The following is a 21,178-nucleotide window of genomic DNA, read 5'->3' as shown; positions in this document are numbered from 1 at the left end:
TGCTACTGCCACCGCCACAACTACTTCCCCCACCGCAGCTACTTCCGCCGCCACAACTGCTACTTCCGCCACCGCAACTGCTTCCCCCACCACAACTGGCTCCCCCACCACAGCTGGCTCCCCCACCACAACTACTGCCCCCGCTGCAACCACTACCCCCGCTACAACCGCCCGCACTGCAACCGCCTCCGCCGCAATCACTTCCGCTGAATCTGCGGCCGCCACCACCCGCATTGCCGGCCTCCCATTTCCGACGGCGCGCCGACGGCCGGCGTTCTCGGCGAACGGCCGCGACCGAGATCCACACGAGTGCGCCGACCACGGCGGCGATGACGACGAATTCCATGAGCGGACGGTAACCGCACATCCTGCCGTTCGCCCGGTGAGCGGCGTGTACCTCCCAGCCGCGAGCGCCCCGCCCGACAACGCCCTGCGTCGAGCGTGCATGGCCCGTTCGGCGCATCGGTGCCATGATCGATGGCAGGAGCCCGGTCGCGGGCGTGCCGGGCGTTTCGCATGGTGGTGACGCTATGGACGTTGCGATGTTTGCCGCATTCATCGTGGGGGCCGGGGCGGTGTGCGCCGGCATCGCCTTCGGGACCGGGTTGCGGGTGGTTCAGCAGTACGAGCGCGGGCTGGTGTTCCGGTTCGGGCGGGTGCGAGCGGTGCGTAAACCGGGGTTGCGGGTGCTCATTCCGTTCGTGGACAAGATGCGCAAGGTGCCGATGCAGGTCGTCACGATGCCGGTGCCGGGACAGGAGGGCATCACCCGCGACAACGTGACCGTGCGGGTCGACGCGGTGGTGTACTTCCGGGTGATCGACCCGGCACAGGCGGTGGTCGAGGTGCAGGACTATCTGTTCGCCGTCGAGCAGGTGGCGCAAACGTCGCTGCGCTCGATCATCGGTAAGAGCGAACTCGACGATCTGCTGTCCAACCGCGAACAGTTGAACAAGGGCCTGGAATTGATGATCGACAGCCCGGCCCTCGCCTGGGGCGTGCACATCGACCGGGTGGAGATCAAGGACGTGGCCCTGCCGGAATCGCTGAAACGGTCGATGTCGCGGCAGGCGGAGGCCGAGCGCGAACGCCGCGCCCGCGTCATCACTGCCGAAGGCGAACTCCAGGCCTCGCGGAAGCTGACCGACGCCGCCGAACGGATGGCGACCGCCCCGGCGGCGTTGCAGCTACGGCTGCTCCAAACCGTCGTCGAGGTTGCGGCAGAGAAGAATTCGACCCTGGTCCTCCCGTTCCCGGTGGAGCTGCTGCGCTTCCTGGAACGGTCGACCCCGCCGGAATCGGGCGCAGCGACCGCAGACACCGGTACGGAGACATCCGGTTCGGCCGGCGCGGAGAACGGGCAGACCCAACTACCGGTCACCGATGCCGACGAGCAACCACCACTGTCCCCCGCACCCTTCCTGACACAGCCGGGCCGACCGCAGCGGACACCTGGTCGCCCCGAATGAACGCGGTAGCCTCGCGCGCCGCCCGGCACGGGCGGCGCGCGAGCCCGCTCAGGTCAGCTTCACCCGCGCGGCGACGAAGCGGTGCAGGGCCGGTGCCAGTCGGCTGAAGTGGTACTGCAGATGGGCTTCCGGGGTGACGGGGACGATGTCGCGGTGACGTTCGACCGCGCGCACGATGCGGTCGGCGACCTTCTCCGGGCCGTAGCCGCGCCTGCGGTACAGCGCGTCGTACCTGGCCTGCTTCGCGGCCTCCGCGTCGTCGGACAGGCCCGAGAACTTCGTTGTCGCAACGATATTCGTGTGCACGATGCCGGGGCAGATGGTGTGCACCTCGATGCCTTTGCCGGCCAGTTCGGCGCGCAGGCAGTCGGAGAACATGAAGACCGCGGACTTGCTGGTCGAGTAGGCGCTGAAACCCTGCTGCGGGCTGTAGGCGGCCATGCTGGACAGGTTGACGATATGCCCGCCTAGTCCCCGCTCGGCCATGGCGGCGCCGAAGGTGCGGCAGCCGTTGACCACACCGCCGAGATTCACCCGCAGGACCCGGTCGAATTCGGCGGCGGAGGTCTCGAAGAAGTCGCCGGCCTGGCCGATGCCGGCGTTGTTGATCAGGATGTCGGGCACGCCGTGGGCGGCGATCACCGCGCTCGCGTGTTCGCTCATCGCCGCTTCGTCGGCGACGTCGACGGCGTAGGCGTGGGCACTGCCACCGGCCGCGGTGATCAGTTCGACGGTCTCCTTGGCGGCATCGAGGTTCAGATCCGACAGGACGACCTCGGCACCACGACGAGCGAAGGCGAGTGCCGTTTCCCGGCCGATGCCGCTGCCGCCGCCGGTGATCACGACCAGCCGATCCGTGAACGGCCCGGCCTGCGCCCCGACCTCGGCACGGCGCAGCGTGCGCGGATAATCACCGGTGTCGACGGCCGTGGCGAGTTCGGTGGCCGAGGTGGCCAGCAACTCCGGATGGGAGAACGGCAGCCAGTGACCGCCCGCGATCTCGCGCCGGAACAGCCGATCGGTCCACTTCGATGTGTCGTCGTATCCGGCCGGGCGCACGGCGATGTCGCGGCGGGCGATGACCAGCTGCACCGGAACCTCGGTGTGCCGCTCGCGCGGGCCGAGCATGCGGGGCACGATGTTGGCGCGGTAGATCCGCATCCCGTCGAAGAAGTCCTGCCGGAACGCCGGGCCGAGTTTCACGTTCTCCGGCGAGGTTTCGTTCATCAGGCCGATGAACCGCTTCCACACCTTCTCCGACGACAGCGGCCGCATCACCGCCTTGTTCAGCCCCGGGGTCATGAACAGGAAGGTGTAGGCCGAGGACAGCAATTGGGTGGCCGGCCCCCACACCGCGCCGCGGCCCATCCGATTCCGGGTCCACTTCGCCAGATGGTCGAGATTCGGGCCGGACACCGAGGTGAACGAGGCCACCCGGGTGGCGGCCTGCGGCTCGCATACCGCCTCCCATACCTGGACCGAACCCCAGTCGTGGGCGAGCACGTGCACCGGCCGGTCCGGGCTCATCGCGTCGGCGACCGCGTAGAAGTCGGAGGCGAAGCGGTCGAGGCCGTAGTCCTCGGTGCGATCGGTGCGGGTGGAACGGCCGTGGCCGCGGGTGTCGTAGGCGACGACGTGAAAACGCCCGGCCAGCTTGGGAATCACGCGATCCCACAGGTGATGGTCGTCGGGCCAGCCGTGTACGAGCAGCATGGTCGGTGCGGCGGGATCGCCGTATTCGTAGACGGCGATATCGAATTCACCGTTGCGGACGAAATGTTCGGTGTCCGGGACGGGTGCGGTGTCGGTCACGAGAATCTCCTCGAGGAGGGGCGAGTGGATGTCAGAGGTCGAGCACCAAACGTTCACCCGCACACCGTGATACGCAGATGAGCAGTTCGCCCTCGGCGCGTTCGGCGGGGGTGAGGACGGTGTCGCGATGATCGGGCTGCCCGTCGAGTACCCGCACCTTGCAGGTGCGGCAGAAACCCTGCCGGCAGGAGTAGGCGATATCGGGCCGGACACGCAGCACCTCGTCGAGTACGGTGCGGTCGGCGGGAATGTCGAGCACCTCACCGGTGCGGGCGAGTTCGACACGGAACGGCTTTCCGTCGACCACCGGCGCGGCGGAGAATCGCTCGGAATACAGTTCCACGCCGGGCATTTCGCGTACCGCCGCGGCGATCGCCGAGGTCATCGGGACCGGGCCACAGCAGTAGACCGAGGTGTCGACGCCGACGCCGGGCAGGAGATCCGCCGCCGTCGGCAGACCGCCGTCGTCGTCGGTGCGCACCGTCACCCGGCTGCCGAAGGATTCGATGTCGGCGAGGAACGGGATGGTGTCGCGGCTGCGGCCGGTGTAGACCATGGTCCAGTCCACACCCAGCCGATGCGCCATCCGCACCATCGGCAGGATCGGCGTGATCCCGATGCCGCCCGCGACGAAATGCACACGGGCAGCGGAGGATCCGTGACCGGGCAGGACGAACGGGAAGGCGTTGCGAGGCCCGCGGATCGCGAGTTCGGCACCGACGCCGAGTTCGTCGTGCACCTCGACCGAACCACCGAGTCCGCCCGGCATCCGGCGCACCGCGACCCGATAGCGATATCGATCGGCGGGGTCACCGCACAGCGAGTACTGCCGCAGCCGGCCCGAGGGCAGTTCCAGGTCCAAATGGGCGCCCGGTCGCCAGGTCGGCAACGCACTGCCGTCGGCGGCGCGCAGCACCAGGCTCACCACATCGGCGTCGTGGGCCTCGATCCGCCGCTCGACCACCCGCACGCGCACGCGGCCGCTGTCGACGGCGCCGGCTACCGGACGCCGGTGGATCAGCGACGCCCACCGCATCCGCGCCTCGGCGACCGCGCCGATGATGCGGATCGGCCGGTCCGAACCGCGCCCGCCGTAGAGGTCGGGCGGTAGTTCGACGGGGACGGGCCTGCGGGTCGTCACGACGCGAGTGCCTGTGCCGCAGGCGATTTCGCCAGATACGCGACGGCCTGCGCGGTCGATCCGACCGAGGCCGGGGTGTATCCGGGTTTGGCCACCGACAGCGCCGACCACAGCAGCGAGGGAATGTCCGGCAGCGCGCCCCGCCACATCGCGCCGAGCGCCTTGCCCACGATGCGCGGATACCCCATGTCCGGCAGCTCGGTGTCCTGGTGCACCAGGTATTTGGTGCCGCGCAGCAGCAGCGCCACGAAGATCGGGAAGGTGATCGCCATCAGCGCACAGCGGCGCACGTAGCCGACCTCGAAGTAGGTGGCGACATCGTGGGCGACGAAGCGGTGTTCGACCTCTTCGGCGCCGTGCCAGCGATACAGGTCGAGCATGTTGGGCGCGGCGTCGAACCGCTCCAGATCAGCGTTGATGATCCAGTCGCCGAGGAAGGCGAAGAAATGCTCGAGGGTGGCGATGAAGCCCAGCCGTTCGACCAGGGTCTGGAACTCCTCGCGCGGCGATTGCCCGTCGCGCGGCCCCAGCGCCTTGCGGAAGATGTATTCCATCTGCCGCGCGTAGCTGTCGACGTCGACGCCGTGGGCGCGGAACACCTGTTGCAGCGAATCGTTGTGGGTTTCGGCGTGCATGGCCTCCTGCCCCATGAAGCCGATGACCTGTTCCCGCAACTTCTCGTCTTTGATCAGCGGCAGCGCCTCGGAGAAGGTCTGGATGAACATCCGCTCGCCCTCGGGCAGCAGCAGGTTGAGCGAGTTGAATACGTGCGAGGCGATGGGTTCGGCGGCCAGCCAGTGCAGCGGCGTGGCTCGCCAGTCGAACCGCACGTTGCGCGCGTGCAGCGCCACCTCACCGGGATCGCCCACGCCACGGTTGCGCATGGGAAGTAACTTCATCGGTACTCCTGGTCGTCATCTCGGCCATCGGTTCCGGCCGCACCGGCACCGTTGCTACAGCAGCGTAGCAATTATCGGGCGGTAAGCGACACCCTGAGTACCACATAATTCTAGCCGCCGGAGCGGATCAACGCGGCGTTCTCGGCCAGGTGTAGGTGTGGCCGTCGGCATCCACGGTGGTCACCTTGGTGAAGACATTGCCCGGTCGCGCGACGTCGGTCAGCGTGAGATGCACCTTTTTGGTGACGTACTTGCCGGCGGCACAGTTGGGCTCACACGTGTTGTCCCGTTCGATCCCGTCCCCCTGCGCCTGATCCGGCCCCCAGCTCTGCCACACGATCTGTTCCACCTGAGCACCCAGATCGGCGCAGGCGAGGATCATGTTCTCCGGCCGAACCGCCGGCTTGCTGAAGGAACAGTCGATCACTTCCGGGACCGTGCTGGTGGTGGTCGCCTTCGGTGCGACCGGGTCGGCCGGGCGGGCGTTGCCGGTGTCGGTCGAGCCGCAGCCGGCCAGTATCAGCAGGGCGGCAGCCGCGGCCGCGCCGAACAGCGGACGGCTGCCGCGCCGAATCGTGTCACCGTTCATATCAGTCCCCAGATCTCGTCGAACTCCACCCGCCGCCCGTGGGCGTGTCTCACAAACCTAGTGGATCGATTCCGCGACCGGGGGCACACGACACCGGCGTATACGCGCAACCTCGGCACCGGCGCCCAGCACCCGATGCCGACATCCCCATGACGCGCTGCCGACTCCCGCCCGGCCGCCCCCGCCCGCATCGCGCGCCGGAAGTACGCCGACGCCTACCGCTGCCGCAGCGTCTCGCTCGGTCGACGGCAGCAGCTATTCCGCGACCGCCGCATCGGCGCAGAGATGGCCCGCCGCCCACACCCACAGCGGTTCCAGTGCCCGCACGAGTTCGCCTCCGGCCGTGGTCAATTCGTAGGCCTTGTCGGCGCGTTTGACGATCACACCGGCGGCTTGCAGGGTCTGCAGACGCACCGACAGCATGCTCGAGGAGCAGTTGTCCATGCGCCGGCGCAGTTCGAGGAAACCGAGCGGTCCCGGCGCCAGTTCCCAGACGATGCGCAGCATCCAGCATCGTGTTGATCACCGGCGCCTCCCGCGGTATCGGGGCGCGGACCGCCCGGAGTCTCGCGGGGCGCGGCGATCACGTCGTCCTGAACTATCGCGAGAAGCGCAGACGGGCAACCGATCTCGCCGACGCGATCGCGGCCGACGGCGGCGTGGCGACGCCGGTGGGCGCCGATCTGTCCGATCCCGAGGCGGCCGCGGCCATGATCGAGGAGATCCGCACCCGCTTCGGGCGGCTGGACGTGCTGATCCTCAACGCCTCCGGCGGGCTGGAACACGGCGTGGCACCCGATTACGCCATGGCGATCAATCGGGACGCCCAGGTGCGGCTGGTCCGCCTGGCCCTGCCGCTGCTGGCGCCGGGATCACGCATCGTGTTCGTCACCAGTCACCAGGCGCACTTCCACGGCCGCAAACCCACCCCGCCGGACTACGAGCCCATCGCACTGAGCAAGCGGGCGGGTGAGGACGCACTACGCGCCATGATCGGCGACTTCGATTCGCGCGGTGTCGGTTTCACGGTCGTATCGGGCGACATGATCGAGGGCACCATCATCGTGCGCCTCCTCGAACGCCGCGATCCGGACGCGGTGGCGGCGCGGACCGAGTACGGCGCGCTGCCCACGATCGACGAGTTCGCGACCGCGATCGCCGACGCCACCACGGCCGACACCGAATCCGGCCATACGGTCTATGTCGGCGGGGCCGACTACCTGGCAGCGGCCGATCCGACTGCCTGATCGCCGGACACGGAGCCGGCGCCGCCACGGCCACGCTCCGCCCGCTCGCTCGCTCGCTCGCTCGCTGCGAAGCGACTACCGTTCGCGGGCGGCCGAGCCGACCAGCGACCGCGGCGCGTGGGCAGCCCAGCCACGACCGGCCCACATCGACCACCGCCCGGCCGGCACGCTCAGCCGTTGGCGTGGTCGAACCACTGGTACGGGATCGACCAATCCCATTCGGCCTCGGCCGCTTCGGCGTCGCGGTAGTCGTCCACGTGGCATTCGTTCAGGAAGACCGGAACCATCGCGCCGAATCCCGCACCCAGTGCGGACAATCCGTCCAGCACACAGCGCCACAGAGCGGACTTCTCGAGTCGGTGCACCGGAATCGACCTCCTTGTCGCACTCGGCGAACGCTCGGGGCGACGTGGTCACCCTCGGCGCCTTCGCCGACCAACGCTGTGGGGCAAAACGGTACGCCCGGCAGGGCCCGGCCGTGTCCGGTTTCGGCAATCTTCACAGCAGACCCGCCGCGGTCAGATCCCGGACGTATTTGCCGATCAATTCCCGGCTCAGATGCGGTATGTCGCCGTCGGGACCGGTTCCCGCCGCGCGCACCGCGGCCCGGAACCGCTCGGCCGGCAGCGTCGATCCGGCAATGGCCGGGGCGGGGCGGCGGAAAGCGTGCAGCAGCGGCAGCACCGAATGCCGCCGCTGCCGTTCGGGCAGGGCGCGCAGTGCGGTCTCGAAACGGGCCAGCCAGTCGGCGTAGTCGGCGATGCGCGTGATGCGGTGACCGTCGGCGACGAGCCAGTCGACGAAGGTGTCCAGGCCGATGCCGTCGTCGTGCGGGTTGAGCACATCGAAGGTCTCGAATCCGCTGTCGGCGCCGGGACCGAGCGCGGTGATCGCGGCGGCGGTGAAGTCGGCGGGCAGGCCGTCGTAGTGGGCGCGGGCGCGGCCCCCGTCGGGGCCGGGTCGGTAGAACGATTCCGGCGCGAGACCGGTGGCGAGCACGCTGAGCAACAGTCGCGTGAACATATCGGGCAGATTGAACTGCCCCGCGAAGTCGCTGTGCGCGAGGATCATGTCGGACCGGAAGACCGCGACCGGCAGTCCGCACAGGTCGTGCGCCTCGCGCAGCAGCACCTCACCGGCCCATTTGCTGTTGCCGTACCCGTTGGCGTAGCCGCTGTCGATGACCCGCTCGGGGCTGACCTCGCGAATATCGCCGTCCTCGGTGAAGCGGTCGACCTGGGAGGCCACCGCGACGGTGGACAGATAGGTCACCGGTTTGCGGCGCGCGGTGATGGCCAGGCGCACGACCTCGGCCGTACCGACCACGTTCGGCCCGAACAGCTGGGCGTAGGGCAGGACGTGATTGACCAGCGCCGCCGGGTGCACCACCAGGTCGACGGTGTCGGTGAGTTCGCGCCACCGGTCCTCGTCCAGTCCGAAATTCGGTTCGGCGATATCACCCGGCAGGACGGTCAGCCGCCGGTACGCGAGCTCCCGATACCGGTGCAGCAGTACGGGATCCCCGCTGTCGAACGCCTCGTCCAGGCGCGCCCGCGCGGCTTCGGCGTCACGGCCGCGGATCACACAGATCAGCGTGCCGTCACAGGCGTCGAGCCGGTCCAGCCATTCCAGGCACAGGAACCGGCCGAGGTAGCCGTTGGCCCCGGTCAGCAGAACCGTGCGCGGTGGAGTCGACGCGGGAGGCAGAGACTTTGCGGCGGTGAGGGTTTCGTGGTCGATGAACGCGTCGAGGGTCAGATCCGCGGCCCGCACGCGCGTGCCGGGTCCGTGCACGGTGGCGAGCGTGGGGCGGCGGCCGCCCTCGTTCCGTTCGCCGTCGATGTATTCGGCCAAGCGCCGCAACGTATTCGCCGGATGGACGATGGTGCCCACCGGCACCTCCACGCCGAACAGTTCGGTCAGCAGATTCGACAGCGACAGCGCCGACAGCGAATCGCCACCGAGGTCGGTGAAATGCGCCTCCGGCCGGATATCGATACTCGCGCAGCCCAGCAGGGCCCGCGCGGCCCGGCCGACCGTCTCCAGCACGGGGCGGTCCGCGGCGCCGTGGCGCAGTGCGGCCAGCTCGTCGGCCTGTTCCCGCGAGAGTTCGGCGTAGAGCTGCTCCAGGCGCTCGCCGTAGCGTTGCTTCAGCTTGGGCCGCAACAACTTTCCGATTCCCGACAGCAGGCCGTTGTCCTGAGTGAACGGCTCGGTCTCGAGCAGGAAGTCGCGCGGAATCTCGTAACTGTCGAGCCCGGCCTCCTTCGCCAGCTCCTGTAGCGATTCGGCCAGTGCCGCACGGAGATCGGGGAGCGTCAGCGCCTCCTCGGACGGCACGATCACCGCGAGCAGATAGGCGCGTTCGCTGCTGCCGTAGACGAAGATCTGGCGGATCAGCGCACTGGTGGAAAACACCGATTCCAGCTTCGCGACGGTGACGAACTCGCCCTGCGACAGCTTGAGCACGTTGTTGCGACGATCGACGTAGACCAGATGGTCGGGGCCGAGTTCGGCGACCACGTCGCCGGTGCGGTAGAAGCCGTCCGCGTCGAACATCTCCGCGGTGATCTCGGGGCGTTTGAAGTAGCCCGGGAACATGGTGGTGGTCTTGAGCAGCAGTTCCCCCCGCGGATATGGCTGGTCGGTACCGAAGTAGCCGAGTTCGGGCACGTCGGCCAGCTTGTAGTCCAGGACCGGCGGGCGCCGGACCTTGTTGTCGACGATGACGCTGCCGCCGGCCTCGGTGGAACCGTATCCGTCGTGCAGGCCGATGCCCAGGACGGATTCCATGAAGGCGCGCATCTCCGGCGCCAGCGGCGCGCTGGCACACATCGCGCCGAGGAAGCGGCCACCGAGAAGTCGTTCGCGCAGTTCGGTTTTCACCTCGTCCTCGACGACGCCGCGCTCACCGCCGGCCGCGATCCGGGCCTCCACCTCACCCTGGTGGTGCTGCAGCAGCATCTCGCAGACACGCGGCACGAACACCAGTTCGGTGGGCCGGGTCAGCTCCAGATCCTCGAACAACGTCGACATATCGCTGCGTGCGGTGAAGTAGGCGGTGCCGCCGCGGGCGAGCGTGCCGCCCAGTTGCAGACGCCCGGCCACATGGCTGAGCGGCAGGTAGTTGAGGGTGATCGCGGGCACCGGCGCCTTCGCGGTGTACAACCACATGGCGGCGGCCAGACGGTCGGTGTACATGGCGCCCTTGGGCGTTCCGGTGCTGCCGGAGGTGTAGACGAGCAACGACAGCGGGTCGTCGCCCGGCGCGCCGGCGAGCGGAACGGCCGGTAGGGCGAGACCGCGCTGGATGAGTTCGTCCAGCGAGTCGATCATGACGTCACGACCGGATTCGGCCAGCCGGGCGCGAGCCGCCGCGACCGCCGCGCGTTCGTCATCGTCGTCGGCGCTGTCGAAGACGACCAGCTGCCCGATCGTCGCACTCGTCAGCGCGGCCTCGACAGCGGCGTCGAGCAGTTCGGCGCTGCAGGCAAGCACCCGCGCCTCGGTCTCCGCGATGATCGAATGCCATTGGGCGACACCGGCAGTGGCCTGCAGCGGCACCGCTACGGTGCCGAGCCGCACCCCCGCGAGGTCGACGGTGACGTAATCGCTGCTGACGAATCCGACGGTGCACACGAAGTCCCCGGCCCGCACCCCGGCTGCCTGCCCGGCACTCGCCAGCGCACCGGCGCGCGACCACAGCTGCCGATAGCTCAGCGTCTCGAAGCGCGGCAGCAGCCGCCGCATCCGGCGCCCCTCGGCATCGACGACGATCTCACCGGCCCGCTGCCCGACGGCCGGACGGTCGGCGTACGCGGTCATGACCGTGTCGATCAGTTCGGCGAACCGCAGCCCGGGGCGCGCGAGTGCGGCGCTGACGTCCGCATCCGGCCAGGCCGCGCGCACCTCGTCGTCGGCCATCGCCGCGGCGAGGCGCCGTTTGCGCTCGGCCTTCTGCACGTCATCGGACATGGGTAGGTCTCCCTGGGTCGTCAACCGGCGGACGAGTCGTCGCCCACGCGCCACTGTAGCGCGCATCACGGTTAACTTAGCTCCGCTAACTACCCGTTCGTCAAGCCTTCGCGGCAACAATTCGCTACACCGTGACGGAAACGCCTACTCACATACGGATGACCTCAGCGGTCGAGCAGTCGGGTCGCGAAGACGTCCTCCACCTTCCTACGCCGAGACGAGAGCCTCGCTCGAAGTCATAGCGCAGAACCGTGTCGAGGGTGCCGAGGCCGCCCGGCTGATCGGTACCGCGCTGCGCCCGGACCGAAACGTCGGAACCGAGCCTGCGAGTCGTGCGCTCGATACCCGTCGACGTGGCCGAGGACGACCCACTCGCCACCGCCCCTCGGTGACGGCGGCCGACCTGACCGGCCGCCGAGGGGGCGGCTACCCGCCGAGGCCGACTCCGCATCGAGCGCGTACCGGACCTGCGGCACGGCCGACGACACCGCGCCGGTACTGCGCGCGATCCAGGACTGGCCGCAAGCGGTGGTCTGGAACGGGACCTCGGCACCCGCGCCGCTCGACCAGCGCCTCCCCGACGGGCTCCGCACGGTTGCGTTCTCGGATCGCCCAGCGACCGAACTCGTTGCCGCCTGGGCGAAATCCGCTCGCTGAAACGGAATTTCGTCCGGGTCGCCGCGGACGGTTACGGCGCGCAGGACGACGGCGCGTGAGCGGGTCCCGAACACCCTGTTCAGGTTTCCGGGATGTCGATGCCGAAGGTGTCCAGGGTGACGTCGGCGGGTTCGGGGCCGCCGCGCTGTCCGGTGTCGAGGGCATCGATCGCTGCGAGCTCGTCACCGGTGAGGTCGAAGTCGAAGACGTCGAAGTTCTCGGCGATTCGTTGCGGCCGTGTGGATTTGGGGATGACCGAGCGGCCCTGTTGCAGGCCCCAGCGCAACATCACCTGGGCCGGTGTCTTCGCGTGCGACTCGGCTATCGCGGTGATGACCGGGTCGTCGAGGGTGCTGGTGTGTCCGCTGTCGCGGTAGAAGGTGATGCCACCGATCGGCGACCAGGCCTGGGTGAGAATTCCGTACTCGTCGTCGGCGGCGAGGACGTCGGGCTGGCGGAAGTACGGATGCACCTCGATCTGATTCACCGCCGGGACCACGGAGGTCTGCTTCAGCAGATTCTCGAGGTGCTCACGCATGAAGTTGCTGACCCCGATCGCCCGGACACGACCGTCGGCGAGCAACTGCTCCAGCGCACGGTAGGCGTCGACGGTGAGATCGAAGCGCGAGGGCAGCGCCTGATGCAGGATCAGCAGGTCGATCCGGTCGACACCGAGTTTGCCTGCGCTCTTGTCGAACGCATGCAACGTCGCGTCGTAACCGAAGTCGCTGATCCAGATCTTCGTCTCGATGAAGACCTCCGAACGGTCCACGCCCGAGCCCCGGATCGCCTCCCCTACCTCGCGTTCGTTTCCGTAGGCCGCCGCGGTGTCGATATGCCGATACCCGGTCGCCAGAGCGGCATCGACCGCCGCGGCCGTCTCGTCGGGCGGCGTCTGGAAGACCCCCAGCCCGATCGCGGGCATCCGGACGCCGTTGTTCAGGGTCAGCAGCGGTGTAGTCGTCATGTCCGTGTTCTACCCCCGATGTGGCCGGTAAACGTGCCGGCGCCTATGGGCGGGGGTGAACTAATCGTGCAAACCGCGGCGAAATGTGGCGATTTCCGTCATCGCCGGCGAGGTTTGCACGAAAAGTTCAGCCGGACGCTGGGGCGGCGGGGATCACAGCGTGGCACTATCGTCAACGGCCTGACAATCGCACGGGGGTAAATCATGGATGTGGTGCGGCCGCGGCATATTGCGCGTTCCGGCGTGGATCTGCACGGGGAGGAGGTCGGCGATGGGCCGACGGTGGTCTTGCTGCATGCCGGGGGTGAGCGGCGGCAGGTGTGGGCTCCCGTCGTGGAGCGACTGGTCGAGGACGGAATGCGGTGTGTCGCTTTCGACCAGCGCGGCCACGGCGACAGCGGTGGGGCACTCAGGAGGCTGGACGAGTGCGGCGGCGATATTGCCGCGATAGTCGATGCGGAACCCGGATGCGTGCTCGTCGGCGCCTCACTGGGTGGGCTCGCCGCCGTTGCGGCACTGGGTGATCCGCGCACCCGAGCGAAGGTCACGGGGCTGGTTCTGGTGGATGTGGTGCCCAATCTCGATGCGGGCCGGGTGCGGCGTTTTCTCGATGCCGGCGGTCTGTCGAATGTCTACCCGGACTTCATCGACGATGTCTTGGCCCACGTCCCGGGACTGCGCCAGATCACCGCGCAACTGGATATCCCCATCCTTCTGATCCGTGCCGGTCGGGCCACACCGCTCACCGACGTCGAGGCGGACGGGCTGCTCCGGCTGGCTCCGCACGCCACGGTGATCCGAATTCCCGGCGCCGGGCATCTGGTCGCCCGCGATCAGCCGGAGGCGTTGGCGCGGACGATCGCGGATCTCACCACACCGTGGCCGGCGCTGGCGCTGCTGCGCGAACTCGGCGCGGCCCGGGTGGAGCATCCCGGTGGGGATCTCCTCGATCACCTCGAGCGGGTGCGGCAGCTGGTCGCGGACCTCGGTGGAGGTCACCGGGTTCGGCTGGCCGCGCTCACCCACGCCACCTACAGCACGGACGGCTTCCCCCACTCGCTGCTGTCACCCGACCGGCGATCACGCCTGCGCGCGGCAATCGGTCACGACGCGGAAGCGCTGGTCTACCGCTACGGCGCGTGCGACCGCGCCGAGACCTATCCCCACCTCGGCGCCACCCCACTTCCGGTCACCGACCGCTTCACCGGCGAGGTGGTCGCCGTGGACGGCACCGATCTCGCGGACTTCGCACTCCTCACCATCGCCAACGAACTCGACGTGGTGCGCCATGCCGCGCTCACCACCGAAACCGTTCACGGGATCCGGGATCTCATCACCGCGTGTGCGGCCTACGTGCCCGATGCTGCCGCTCGGGCCCTCGCCGATCGGCATCTCCGCTGAGAACGCGCGACACGGCGCGAATTGCGTTGTGTCAGAGGGGGCTGAACTTTCCGTGCAAACCTCCGGGAAATTTGCGGGTTTCCGCAAAATCGGGCGAGGTTTGCACGGAAAGTTCAGGCAGAACACCGTCCGGGCCCCCAATCGAACGTCACCCGCCCGGTGCGCCCTCACCTCAGCGACGACGAATACGCGAGAACCCCCGAAGTCCGAGAGAGATAAGAGCTTCGGAGGTTCTCGAACGTAGTGGACGGAGGCTGCTACGCCCGATCGAACCGGCCGCGCTGGACGCTGGCGGTGAAGGAGGACCATTCGGCGGGGGTAAAGACCAAAGCCGGGCCGGTTGGGTTCTTCGAATCACGAACGCCCACACCATCACCGAGGAACGCCACCTCGACGCAGTCTTTGCTCGCGCCTGAGAAGTTCGACTTGAACCACTTCGCCCCGGACAGGTCCTTGCTCATGACAGACGCTCCTTGGTCGGTGAAGCCGAAACAAGCTGGGAGGCTGAACAATTAGTGTCGCATGAGATCGACGGCCGGGGCACCGGTCGGCGTCATACCTCTGTCAAGGAGGCTGCGGACGGCAGAACCCCCGAAGGTTCCACCTTCGGGGGTTCTCGGCTGTTACAGGATGCCTCAGGCGTGGTCGAACCGACCGTGTTCCAGGCCTGCGGTGAACGCGCACCATTCGGAAGGAGTGAAGATCAGGGCGGGACCGGTCGGGTTCTTGGAATCACGAACGCCTACACCGTCGTTGAGAAACGCCACCTCGACGCACTCCTTGGTTGAGCCCGAGCGGCTTGATTTGAACCACTTCGCCGTGGACAGATCGTTGCTCATGGCACGCTCCTATGCCTGGTCGAAGTCACCCTGCTCTACGCTCGCGGTGAACGTGGACCATTCCGAGGGGGTGAAGATCAGGGCGGGACCGGTGGGGTTCTTCGAATCACGAACGCCGACACCATCGTCGACGAACGCGACCTCGACACATTCTTTGCTCGAACCCGAGAAGCTCGACTTGAACCACTTCGCCCCGGACAGCTCGTTGCTCACCGCATGCGCTCCTTGATCAGTGCTACCGAATCGGCTTCAGTCAACGCTACACGATCGATCTCGCGAAGTGCCTGGTTATAACGCTGCAACTCCGCCTCGCGCTCCAGGTACAGATCCCCTGTCCAGCCCTCGACATAGACGATGGGCGGCTGCGGCAGTCCAGACACGAGATCCGGAAATTCCAGCAGCATGAACGAACCGACGTACGCCCCCAAATGACTCGACGCGGTGAACCGAACCACGCGGACACACACGTTCGGATACGTAGCCACAGTCAACAGGTGGCGCATCTGTTCATCGAATACAGCTGCGCCACCGACCTGTTCATACAGGACGGTCTCATACAGGAACACCGTCATCTGCAGGTCGGGATCTGCCAACCTCTCTTGGCGATGTGTCTGCCACTCGATCTGTCGCTCCAGATGATCCGTGGACATGTCCGGATATTCGGTCCAGGCCATCGTTCGCCGGTACGAGGACGTCTGGAGCAGTCCGGGCATGATGGCTGTCTTCCACACCGTCAGGTGATTAGCCGCATCTTCCAGTGCGAGATAGTGGTTGAACCCAGTCGCTTGCGCGTCCGCATACGCCCTCCACCAGCTGGCGGTCACCTTCCCCTCCCGCGACGCGCGGATCTCCTTCACCAGATCCAGGCAGATGCGCCGCTCCTCATCGGTCGCCCCGTAGCTGTCGCACAGTGCGTTCACCTGGAGGCTCGTGATTCTCGTCGTCTGCCCTTCTTCGATGCGGCCGATCGTCTGATGCGACGTTTCCGCGATGCGCGCGGCCTGTGATTGCCCCATTCCCTTGTTGTTTCGCAGCCGCCGCAGTTCGCGCCCCAATGCTCGTTGCGCGAGTGTGCTCCCTGACCCCATGTTGTTAGCTCCCCTATCGATTGTGTCCCGGTTTTCTGGACAGGTCCCCACTGGACAGGTTGCTGGTAGACGAGTTCAAACAATCGGTACGGCAACGGATATCCGAAATCCCCACCATTCGACTACAACTCGCGGCCGAGTCGATGCAACCTCAACGCCGACAACCACTTTCACATCGCAGGGGAAGTATCCACCATGGGACTGCTCAACCACGATCGAATGCCGATCATGACCGTCTCTTACGCGCATATCATCATGCAATTGCACATCGACTGCGCTTTGTGCGTTTGCCCGGTGAAACAGCAGGCGAAGCAGCGGCTGATAGAGGCGAAACACCTGGTGCCGGACTCGGGTCGGGAGTGAAGCCGATGTTCTGGGAATTCGTTCTGCTGATCAGTATTCCGCTCGCGGTGATCGTGCTCGCGGTGTTCTGGCCCGAGCAGATCTCCAAGCCAGAATCGCGCGATTCCGTGCGCGCGATCATCGACCGGATCGCGCGCGAGGACCGCGCCGGAGAGGCGAAATACCGTGACCGATACCGCGAATAGCGGCCACTTCCGGACGGCAGTCGGGCCGTCATCGGCATGGTGGCGGGTCGCCGGCCGCGAGCGGGTCGAGATCACTCATCTCACCGATCGCGAAAAAGCCATCAATACCGAATCTTTCGTGAATTTCCGGGTGACGCGGTACTCATGCCACGGCGTGGTCTTCATCGACACGCCGAGTTTGGCGCAAGCACATTCCCTTCTGCCGCAATACCACGCGCTGTGGTGCGCGGTGAGCGAGGAGTTCCGGCGCAGATTCACCTCCTGACCGTCGAGTCGCCGGCCGCCATGTACCCGGGCACCGACGCCGGTAGCTTCGCCCCGCCACCGCGACCGGAGCGGCAGGGCCGAACCCAGACGCCCTCGCGGCCGAAGCGCTCGCGGCCCGGCGACCATGCGCCCGGTGGCACCAGCGCGCTCGACGTGGAGTGAAAACGGTTTCCACATGGCACGAGCGTCGTGACCGGGAAATTGAACTAGAGTCTGGACAGCTGTCCGGCGCTGCCGGTGCGGGCATACACTGACCCGTAGGTGAACCGCCACCCTCGACGCGTAAAGGAGATTCCATGTCCCAGAAGGTTCGCGGCGTCATCGCCCGCAGTGTGGGCGCCCCGGTCGAGATCGTCGATATCGTCATCCCCGATCCGGGTCCGCACGATGTGGTGGTGCGGGTGCAGGCCTGCGGGGTGTGCCATACCGATCTGACCTACCGCGAGGGCGGCATCAACGACGAATTCCCCTTCCTGCTCGGCCACGAGGCGGCCGGTGTGGTGGAGACCGTCGGTGATGCCGTCACCCACGTCCAGCCCGGCGATCATGTGGTGCTGAACTGGCGCGCGGTGTGCGGCCAGTGCCGCGCCTGCAAACGTGGCAAGCCGTGGTACTGCTTCGACACCCACAACGCCGGCAAACCCATGACGCTGGCCGACGGCACCGAACTGACCCCGGCCCTCGGCATCGGCGCCTTCGCCGACAAGACCCTGGTGCACGAGGGACAGTGCACCGTGATCGACCCCGAGACCGATCCCGCCGTGGCCGGCCTGCTCGGCTGCGGCGTGATGGCCGGATTGGGGGCGGCGATCAACACCGGCGGCGTGAGCTACGGCGATTCGGTCGCGGTCATCGGCTGCGGCGGCGTCGGTGACGCGGCCATCGCGGGAGCGCGGCTGGCGGGTGCCACCACCATCATCGCGATCGACCGCGATCCGCGAAAACTGAAGTGGGCCAAAGAACTCGGCGCCACCCACACACTCGAGGCCGGTGACGACGTGGTCGAGCGGGTGCAGGAGTTGACCGGCGGTTTCGGCGCCGACGTGGTGATCGACGCGGTCGGGCGGCCGGAAACCTGGAAGCAGGCCTTCTACGCGCGCGATCTGGCCGGCACGGTGGTGCTGGTCGGCGTGCCGACGCCGGATATGACGCTGGAGATGCCGCTCATCGACTTCTTCTCACACGGCGGCTCGCTGAAATCCTCCTGGTACGGCGACTGCCTGCCGGAACGTGACTTCCCGATGCTGCTCGACCTCTACCGCCAGGGACGGTTGCCGCTGGAGCGGTTCGTCAGCGAACGCGTGGCCCTCGACCAGGTCGAGCAGGCATTCACCACCATGCACCACGGCGACGTTCTGCGATCGGTGGTGACGCTGTGAGGATCGACCGCGTCGTCACCTCAGGAAAGTTCGAATTGGACGGCGGCAGCTGGGATGTCGACAACAACGTCTGGGTCGTCGGTGACGACCGTGAGGCCGTTGTCATCGACGCCGCCCACCAGGCCGAGCCGATCATCGCGGCCGTCGGCGAGCGCACGGTGCGCGCCATCCTCTGCACCCACGCCCACAACGACCACATCAACGTGGCCACCGAACTGGCCGCGGCGCTGCGAGCACCGATCCGGCTGCATCCGGCCGACGAGGTGCTGTGGAGCGCGCTCTACCCCGACACCCGCTACGAACCGCTGCACGATCGGGAGCGAATCCCGGTGGCGGGCAGCGAGATCGAGGTCCTGCACACACCGGGCCACTCCCCCGGCGCGGTGAGTCTGTACCTGGCCTCGGAGAAGACGGTCTTCACCGGCGACACCCTGTTCCAGGGCGGTCCCGGCGCCACCGGCCGCTCGTTCTCGAGCTTCCCGACGATCATCGAATCCATCCGCACCCGCCTGCTGCATCTACCCGCGGACACCACCGTCCTGACCGGCCACGGCGACTCCACCACCATCGGCGCCGAAGCACCCCACCTGCCGGAATGGATCAAGCGCGGACACTGACGACCCGCGCGGTAACCCTCGACCGCATCTCGATCCCGCCGCACGGTGCCCGGAGGTGGCGTCAGTAGGCTGACTACTCCACTTCACCTCCGGGAAAGAGATCATGTCGCAGTTCGAGAACGTCAGCGTGGCCACGAAGGCCAATGTGTACTTCGACGGCAAATGCGTGAGCCACGACATCACGCTGCCCGACGGCACCAGGAAGTCGGTCGGCGTGATCCTGCCGGCGGCATTGACCTTCACCACCGGCGCCCCGGAAATCATGGAGCTGGTGGAGGGTGAGTGCGCCGTGACGCTGCCCGGCGAGACCGAGCCCACGACCTACCGCGGCGGCGAGTCGTTCTCCGTGCCCGGCGACAGCTCGTTCGACATCGAGGTGCGGGAAACCCTGCACTACATCTGCCACTTCGGCTGAGCGATCATAAGAACCTGCCGCGCAAGCGTTTACCGCGCGAGGGCCGCACGAGTGATCGTGCGGCCCTCATGGCGGCACGGGCCGCCGGCGTCCCGATGACCTCGTCCGTTTCCCGCCGGATCGACGGCGTTCGCGGCGGTAGGGTCCGGGGCATGACACCGGACAGCAAGACCGTCGTTCAGGCCGCCTGGCGAGCATTCGCCAGCCATGACGCCGAGCAGATCGCAGCGTTCTTCACCCCGGACGCCGAATGGCTGGCACCGGCCGGCAACGCCACCGCGATCGCACTGGACGGCCCGAACCATCTGATCGGACGCGAGGCCATCACGCAGTTCATCGCGAACGACTTTCCCCGGCTGTTCGTCGCCGATGTCGCGCTGGACTTCCACGGCTTCTATGCCGAAGGCGACCGGGTGATCGTGGAGGAGACGATGAGCGCCACGCTCGCGAACGGGAACCGGTACAGCAACGACTACTGCTTCATCTTCGAGCTGCGCGACGGTGTGATCCACCGGGTTCGCGAATACATGGACACCGCACGCGGGCACCGTGCTGTCTTCGGCGAACCGGCGGTCACCGACGGGTCTAGGAGTATTCGACCTGCCAGTGCTTGATGCCGTTGATCCAGCCCGAACGCAGGCGCTGCGGGTCGGCGATCTGGTGCAGGTCGGGCATGACGTCGGCGATGGCGTTGAACATCAGGTCGATTTCGAGGCGGGCGAGGTTGGCGCCGACGCAGAAGTGCGCGCCGGTGCCGCCGAAGGCGAGATGCGGGTTGGGGTCGCGCAGCACGTCGAAGTCGAAGGGCTTGCCGAAGGCGGCCTCGTCGAAATTGGCCGAGCTGTAGAACAATCCGACCCGCTCGCCGGCCTTGATCAGCTGACCGCCCAATTCCACATCCTCGGTGGCGGTGCGCTGGAACGCGGTGACCGGAGTCGCCCAGCGCACGATTTCGTCGACCGCGGTGCGCGGGCGCTGCTGCCGGTACAGCTCCCACTGTTCCGAATGATCGACGAAAGCCTTCATCCCGTGGGTGATCGCATTACGCGTGGTCTCGTTTCCGGCCACCGCCAGCAGAATCACGAAGAAGCCGAATTCGTCCGAACCCAACGCCTCGCCGTCGATATCGGCGCTCACCAATTGGCTGACGATATCGTCCGACGGCTCGGTCCGGCGTGTCTCGGCCATATTCCACGCGTAGCCGAGAATTTCGGCCGAGGCGACCGCGGAATCGCCATATTCCGGGTCGTCGTAGTTGAGCATCTGATTCGACCAGTCGAACAGCTTGTGCCGATCGTCCTGCGGGACACCGAGCAGTTCGGCGATAGCCTGGAGCGGCAACTCGCACGCCACCTGCTCGACGAAATCGCCGCCGCCGGATTCCTTGGCCGCGCGCACGATTCGCTCGGCCCGCTCGGTCAATGCCGCGCGCAGGCTCTCCACCGCGCGCGGGGTGAAGCCCTTCGAGATGATGCGGCGGATCTTGGTGTGCTTGGGCGGATCCATGTTCACCAGCAGCGCGCTGGTGACCGACAACTGCTCCGGCGTCGCGAAGCCGGGCAACCGGATGATGGAACCCTTCTTCTCCGAGGAGAAGACGTCCGAGCGGCGCGAGATCTCCTTGATGTCCTCGTGCCGGCTCACCACCCAGTAGCCCGCGTCCTCGAAGGGATAGGCCTGCTCCGCGTTCTGGGCGTTCCACCAGACCGGCGCGGTGCGCCGCAATTCCGCGAATTCGGCGACCGGACTTCTCTCGGCCCACAGTCCCGGGTCGGTGAAATCGAATCCGGCCGGTATCGACGGAGCAGCCACAGTTCCTCCTCGTGTCCGCTGCACTGCGAATCATGAATTTTGTTCGAAACGTGTTC

Annotated in this window: 24 protein-coding genes; 11 read left to right on the top strand and 13 right to left on the bottom strand. The window is 67.1% G+C overall.

The genetic code is table 11. The annotated features are described in order from the left end of the window. Together IRT45_RS22680 and IRT45_RS22675 are read left to right on the top strand one after the other, a co-directional pair. A partial coding sequence (locus IRT45_RS22680; RefSeq protein ID WP_228534783.1) for a hypothetical protein occupies positions 1-210 on the top strand: 210 nt, incomplete at its 5' end. Between the two features lie 320 nt (positions 211-530). Continuing rightward, positions 531-1,469, top strand: a complete 939-nt coding sequence (locus tag IRT45_RS22675; protein WP_375540137.1) for a slipin family protein — start codon at positions 531-533, stop codon at positions 1,467-1,469. Positions 1,470-1,517: 48 nt separating this feature from the next. Here IRT45_RS22675 and IRT45_RS22670 read toward each other — a convergent pair whose 3' ends face one another. The 5 genes from IRT45_RS22670 to IRT45_RS22650 all read right to left on the bottom strand — a co-directional run bounded on the left by IRT45_RS22670 (position 1,518) and on the right by IRT45_RS22650 (position 6,417). Then, on the bottom strand, positions 1,518-3,281 hold the full coding sequence (locus IRT45_RS22670; RefSeq protein ID WP_375540136.1) for an SDR family oxidoreductase: 1,764 nt from the start codon (positions 3,279-3,281) through the stop codon (positions 1,518-1,520). A gap of 31 nt (positions 3,282-3,312) precedes the next feature. Then, a complete protein-coding gene (locus IRT45_RS22665; protein ID WP_375540135.1) occupies positions 3,313-4,422 on the bottom strand; it encodes a PDR/VanB family oxidoreductase in 1,110 nt (369 codons plus the stop codon). Beyond that, entirely contained in the window at positions 4,419-5,321 is a 903-nt protein-coding gene (locus IRT45_RS22660; protein WP_194807829.1) for a metal-dependent hydrolase, read from the bottom strand. The genes IRT45_RS22665 and IRT45_RS22660 overlap by 4 nt, the downstream gene beginning before the upstream one ends. 127 nt (positions 5,322-5,448) lie before the next feature. Then, positions 5,449-5,910: a hypothetical protein gene (locus IRT45_RS22655; RefSeq protein WP_194807828.1), complete on the bottom strand. Its 462-nt coding sequence runs from the start codon at positions 5,908-5,910 to the stop codon at positions 5,449-5,451. Positions 5,911-6,165: 255 nt separating this feature from the next. Next, a complete protein-coding gene (locus IRT45_RS22650; protein ID WP_194807827.1) occupies positions 6,166-6,417 on the bottom strand; it encodes a helix-turn-helix domain-containing protein in 252 nt (83 codons plus the stop codon). Between the two features lie 5 nt (positions 6,418-6,422). On the opposite strand from IRT45_RS22650, the gene IRT45_RS22645 reads away from it, so the two are divergent. Further along, positions 6,423-7,157 carry an SDR family oxidoreductase gene (locus IRT45_RS22645; RefSeq protein ID WP_309241105.1) on the top strand — a complete coding sequence of 245 codons (735 nt, stop codon included), beginning with the start codon at positions 6,423-6,425 and terminating at the stop codon, positions 7,155-7,157. 170 nt (positions 7,158-7,327) lie between these two features. On the opposite strand, the gene IRT45_RS22640 is transcribed toward IRT45_RS22645, so the two are convergent. The 3 genes from IRT45_RS22640 to IRT45_RS22630 form a co-directional block, all read right to left on the bottom strand. Next, on the bottom strand, positions 7,328-7,522 hold the full coding sequence (locus tag IRT45_RS22640; protein WP_194807826.1) for a hypothetical protein: 195 nt from the start codon (positions 7,520-7,522) through the stop codon (positions 7,328-7,330). 133 nt (positions 7,523-7,655) lie between these two features. Further along, entirely contained in the window at positions 7,656-11,132 is a 3,477-nt protein-coding gene (gene car, locus IRT45_RS22635) for a carboxylic acid reductase (RefSeq protein WP_194807825.1), read from the bottom strand. 736 nt (positions 11,133-11,868) lie between these two features. Continuing rightward, a complete protein-coding gene (locus IRT45_RS22630; RefSeq protein ID WP_194807824.1) occupies positions 11,869-12,756 on the bottom strand; it encodes an aldo/keto reductase in 888 nt (295 codons plus the stop codon). A gap of 204 nt (positions 12,757-12,960) precedes the next feature. Here IRT45_RS22630 and IRT45_RS22625 point away from each other — a divergent pair, with 204 nt between their 5' ends. Continuing rightward, the gene (locus IRT45_RS22625; RefSeq protein ID WP_194807823.1) at positions 12,961-14,157 is read left to right on the top strand and encodes an alpha/beta fold hydrolase; all 1,197 of its coding nucleotides are present in this window, start codon (positions 12,961-12,963) and stop codon (positions 14,155-14,157) included. Between the two features lie 257 nt (positions 14,158-14,414). Here the strand turns inward: IRT45_RS22625 and IRT45_RS22620 are convergent, their stop codons facing one another. The 4 genes from IRT45_RS22620 to IRT45_RS22605 all read right to left on the bottom strand — a co-directional run bounded on the left by IRT45_RS22620 (position 14,415) and on the right by IRT45_RS22605 (position 16,051). Beyond that, positions 14,415-14,618 carry a DUF397 domain-containing protein gene (locus tag IRT45_RS22620; protein WP_194807822.1) on the bottom strand — a complete coding sequence of 68 codons (204 nt, stop codon included), beginning with the start codon at positions 14,616-14,618 and terminating at the stop codon, positions 14,415-14,417. A 174-nt stretch (positions 14,619-14,792) separates the two neighbouring features. Beyond that, positions 14,793-14,996, bottom strand: coding sequence for a DUF397 domain-containing protein (locus tag IRT45_RS22615; RefSeq protein WP_194807821.1), 204 nt, complete (start codon positions 14,994-14,996; stop codon positions 14,793-14,795). Between the two features lie 9 nt (positions 14,997-15,005). Continuing rightward, positions 15,006-15,209 (bottom strand): DUF397 domain-containing protein, encoded by a 204-nt coding sequence (locus IRT45_RS22610; RefSeq protein ID WP_194807820.1) that lies wholly within the window; start codon positions 15,207-15,209, stop codon positions 15,006-15,008. After that, entirely contained in the window at positions 15,206-16,051 is an 846-nt protein-coding gene (locus tag IRT45_RS22605; protein ID WP_194807819.1) for a helix-turn-helix transcriptional regulator, read from the bottom strand. Before IRT45_RS22605 ends, IRT45_RS22610 begins: the two co-directional genes overlap by 4 nt. Before the next feature lie 228 nt (positions 16,052-16,279). Between IRT45_RS22605 and IRT45_RS22600 the strand changes: the two genes are divergently transcribed. The 7 genes from IRT45_RS22600 to IRT45_RS22570 all read left to right on the top strand — a co-directional run bounded on the left by IRT45_RS22600 (position 16,280) and on the right by IRT45_RS22570 (position 19,924). Beyond that, positions 16,280-16,447, top strand: a complete 168-nt coding sequence (locus tag IRT45_RS22600) for a hypothetical protein (RefSeq protein WP_167331926.1) — start codon at positions 16,280-16,282, stop codon at positions 16,445-16,447. 5 nt (positions 16,448-16,452) lie between these two features. Further along, positions 16,453-16,632, top strand: a complete 180-nt coding sequence (locus IRT45_RS22595) for a hypothetical protein (protein ID WP_039784235.1) — start codon at positions 16,453-16,455, stop codon at positions 16,630-16,632. After that, positions 16,613-16,897, top strand: a complete 285-nt coding sequence (locus tag IRT45_RS22590) for a hypothetical protein (RefSeq protein ID WP_194807818.1) — start codon at positions 16,613-16,615, stop codon at positions 16,895-16,897. The genes IRT45_RS22595 and IRT45_RS22590 overlap by 20 nt, the downstream gene beginning before the upstream one ends. A 298-nt stretch (positions 16,898-17,195) precedes the next feature. Further along, positions 17,196-18,278 carry an S-(hydroxymethyl)mycothiol dehydrogenase gene (locus IRT45_RS22585; protein ID WP_194807817.1) on the top strand — a complete coding sequence of 361 codons (1,083 nt, stop codon included), beginning with the start codon at positions 17,196-17,198 and terminating at the stop codon, positions 18,276-18,278. Continuing rightward, on the top strand, positions 18,275-18,895 hold the full coding sequence (locus IRT45_RS22580) for an MBL fold metallo-hydrolase (RefSeq protein ID WP_309241104.1): 621 nt from the start codon (positions 18,275-18,277) through the stop codon (positions 18,893-18,895). The genes IRT45_RS22585 and IRT45_RS22580 overlap by 4 nt, the downstream gene beginning before the upstream one ends. Before the next feature lie 103 nt (positions 18,896-18,998). After that, on the top strand, positions 18,999-19,310 hold the full coding sequence (locus IRT45_RS22575; RefSeq protein WP_194807816.1) for a pyrimidine/purine nucleoside phosphorylase: 312 nt from the start codon (positions 18,999-19,001) through the stop codon (positions 19,308-19,310). Positions 19,311-19,462: 152 nt separating this feature from the next. Then, positions 19,463-19,924 (top strand): nuclear transport factor 2 family protein, encoded by a 462-nt coding sequence (locus IRT45_RS22570; RefSeq protein ID WP_194807815.1) that lies wholly within the window; start codon positions 19,463-19,465, stop codon positions 19,922-19,924. Here the strand turns inward: IRT45_RS22570 and IRT45_RS22565 are convergent. Beyond that, complete coding sequence (locus IRT45_RS22565; RefSeq protein ID WP_194807814.1) at positions 19,896-21,122, bottom strand: cytochrome P450; 1,227 nt, start codon at positions 21,120-21,122, stop codon at positions 19,896-19,898. The two genes, IRT45_RS22570 and IRT45_RS22565, sit on opposite strands and share 29 nt — an antisense overlap. Positions 21,123-21,178: the final 56 nt, after the last annotated feature.

The organism is Nocardia sp. BSTN01 (genome assembly GCF_015354405.1).
GTDB lineage: Bacteria > Actinomycetota > Actinomycetes > Mycobacteriales > Mycobacteriaceae > Nocardia.
Note: the sequence above shows the minus strand (reverse complement) of the source record. Positions and strands in the feature narration are given on the sequence as shown.

What these genes read in the sequence shown, in the direction of transcription:
- IRT45_RS22675 (WP_375540137.1), top strand. Translation starts at nt 531, where the DNA reads ATGGACGTTGCGATGTTTGCCGCATTCATCGTGGGGGCCGGGGCGGTG.
- IRT45_RS22660 (WP_194807829.1), bottom strand. Translation starts at nt 5,321, where the DNA reads ATGAAGTTACTTCCCATGCGCAACCGTGGCGTGGGCGATCCCGGTGAG.
- IRT45_RS22655 (WP_194807828.1), bottom strand. Translation starts at nt 5,910, where the DNA reads ATGAACGGTGACACGATTCGGCGCGGCAGCCGTCCGCTGTTCGGCGCG.
- IRT45_RS22650 (WP_194807827.1), bottom strand. Translation starts at nt 6,417, where the DNA reads ATGCTGCGCATCGTCTGGGAACTGGCGCCGGGACCGCTCGGTTTCCTC.
- car (WP_194807825.1), bottom strand. Translation starts at nt 11,132, where the DNA reads ATGTCCGATGACGTGCAGAAGGCCGAGCGCAAACGGCGCCTCGCCGCG.
- IRT45_RS22630 (WP_194807824.1), bottom strand. Translation starts at nt 12,756, where the DNA reads ATGACGACTACACCGCTGCTGACCCTGAACAACGGCGTCCGGATGCCC.
- IRT45_RS22625 (WP_194807823.1), top strand. Translation starts at nt 12,961, where the DNA reads ATGGATGTGGTGCGGCCGCGGCATATTGCGCGTTCCGGCGTGGATCTG.
- IRT45_RS22620 (WP_194807822.1), bottom strand. Translation starts at nt 14,618, where the DNA reads ATGAGCAAGGACCTGTCCGGGGCGAAGTGGTTCAAGTCGAACTTCTCA.
- IRT45_RS22615 (WP_194807821.1), bottom strand. Translation starts at nt 14,996, where the DNA reads ATGAGCAACGATCTGTCCACGGCGAAGTGGTTCAAATCAAGCCGCTCG.
- IRT45_RS22600 (WP_167331926.1), top strand. Translation starts at nt 16,280, where the DNA reads ATGGGACTGCTCAACCACGATCGAATGCCGATCATGACCGTCTCTTAC.
- IRT45_RS22595 (WP_039784235.1), top strand. Translation starts at nt 16,453, where the DNA reads ATGTTCTGGGAATTCGTTCTGCTGATCAGTATTCCGCTCGCGGTGATC.
- IRT45_RS22585 (WP_194807817.1), top strand. Translation starts at nt 17,196, where the DNA reads ATGTCCCAGAAGGTTCGCGGCGTCATCGCCCGCAGTGTGGGCGCCCCG.
- IRT45_RS22575 (WP_194807816.1), top strand. Translation starts at nt 18,999, where the DNA reads ATGTCGCAGTTCGAGAACGTCAGCGTGGCCACGAAGGCCAATGTGTAC.
- IRT45_RS22570 (WP_194807815.1), top strand. Translation starts at nt 19,463, where the DNA reads ATGACACCGGACAGCAAGACCGTCGTTCAGGCCGCCTGGCGAGCATTC.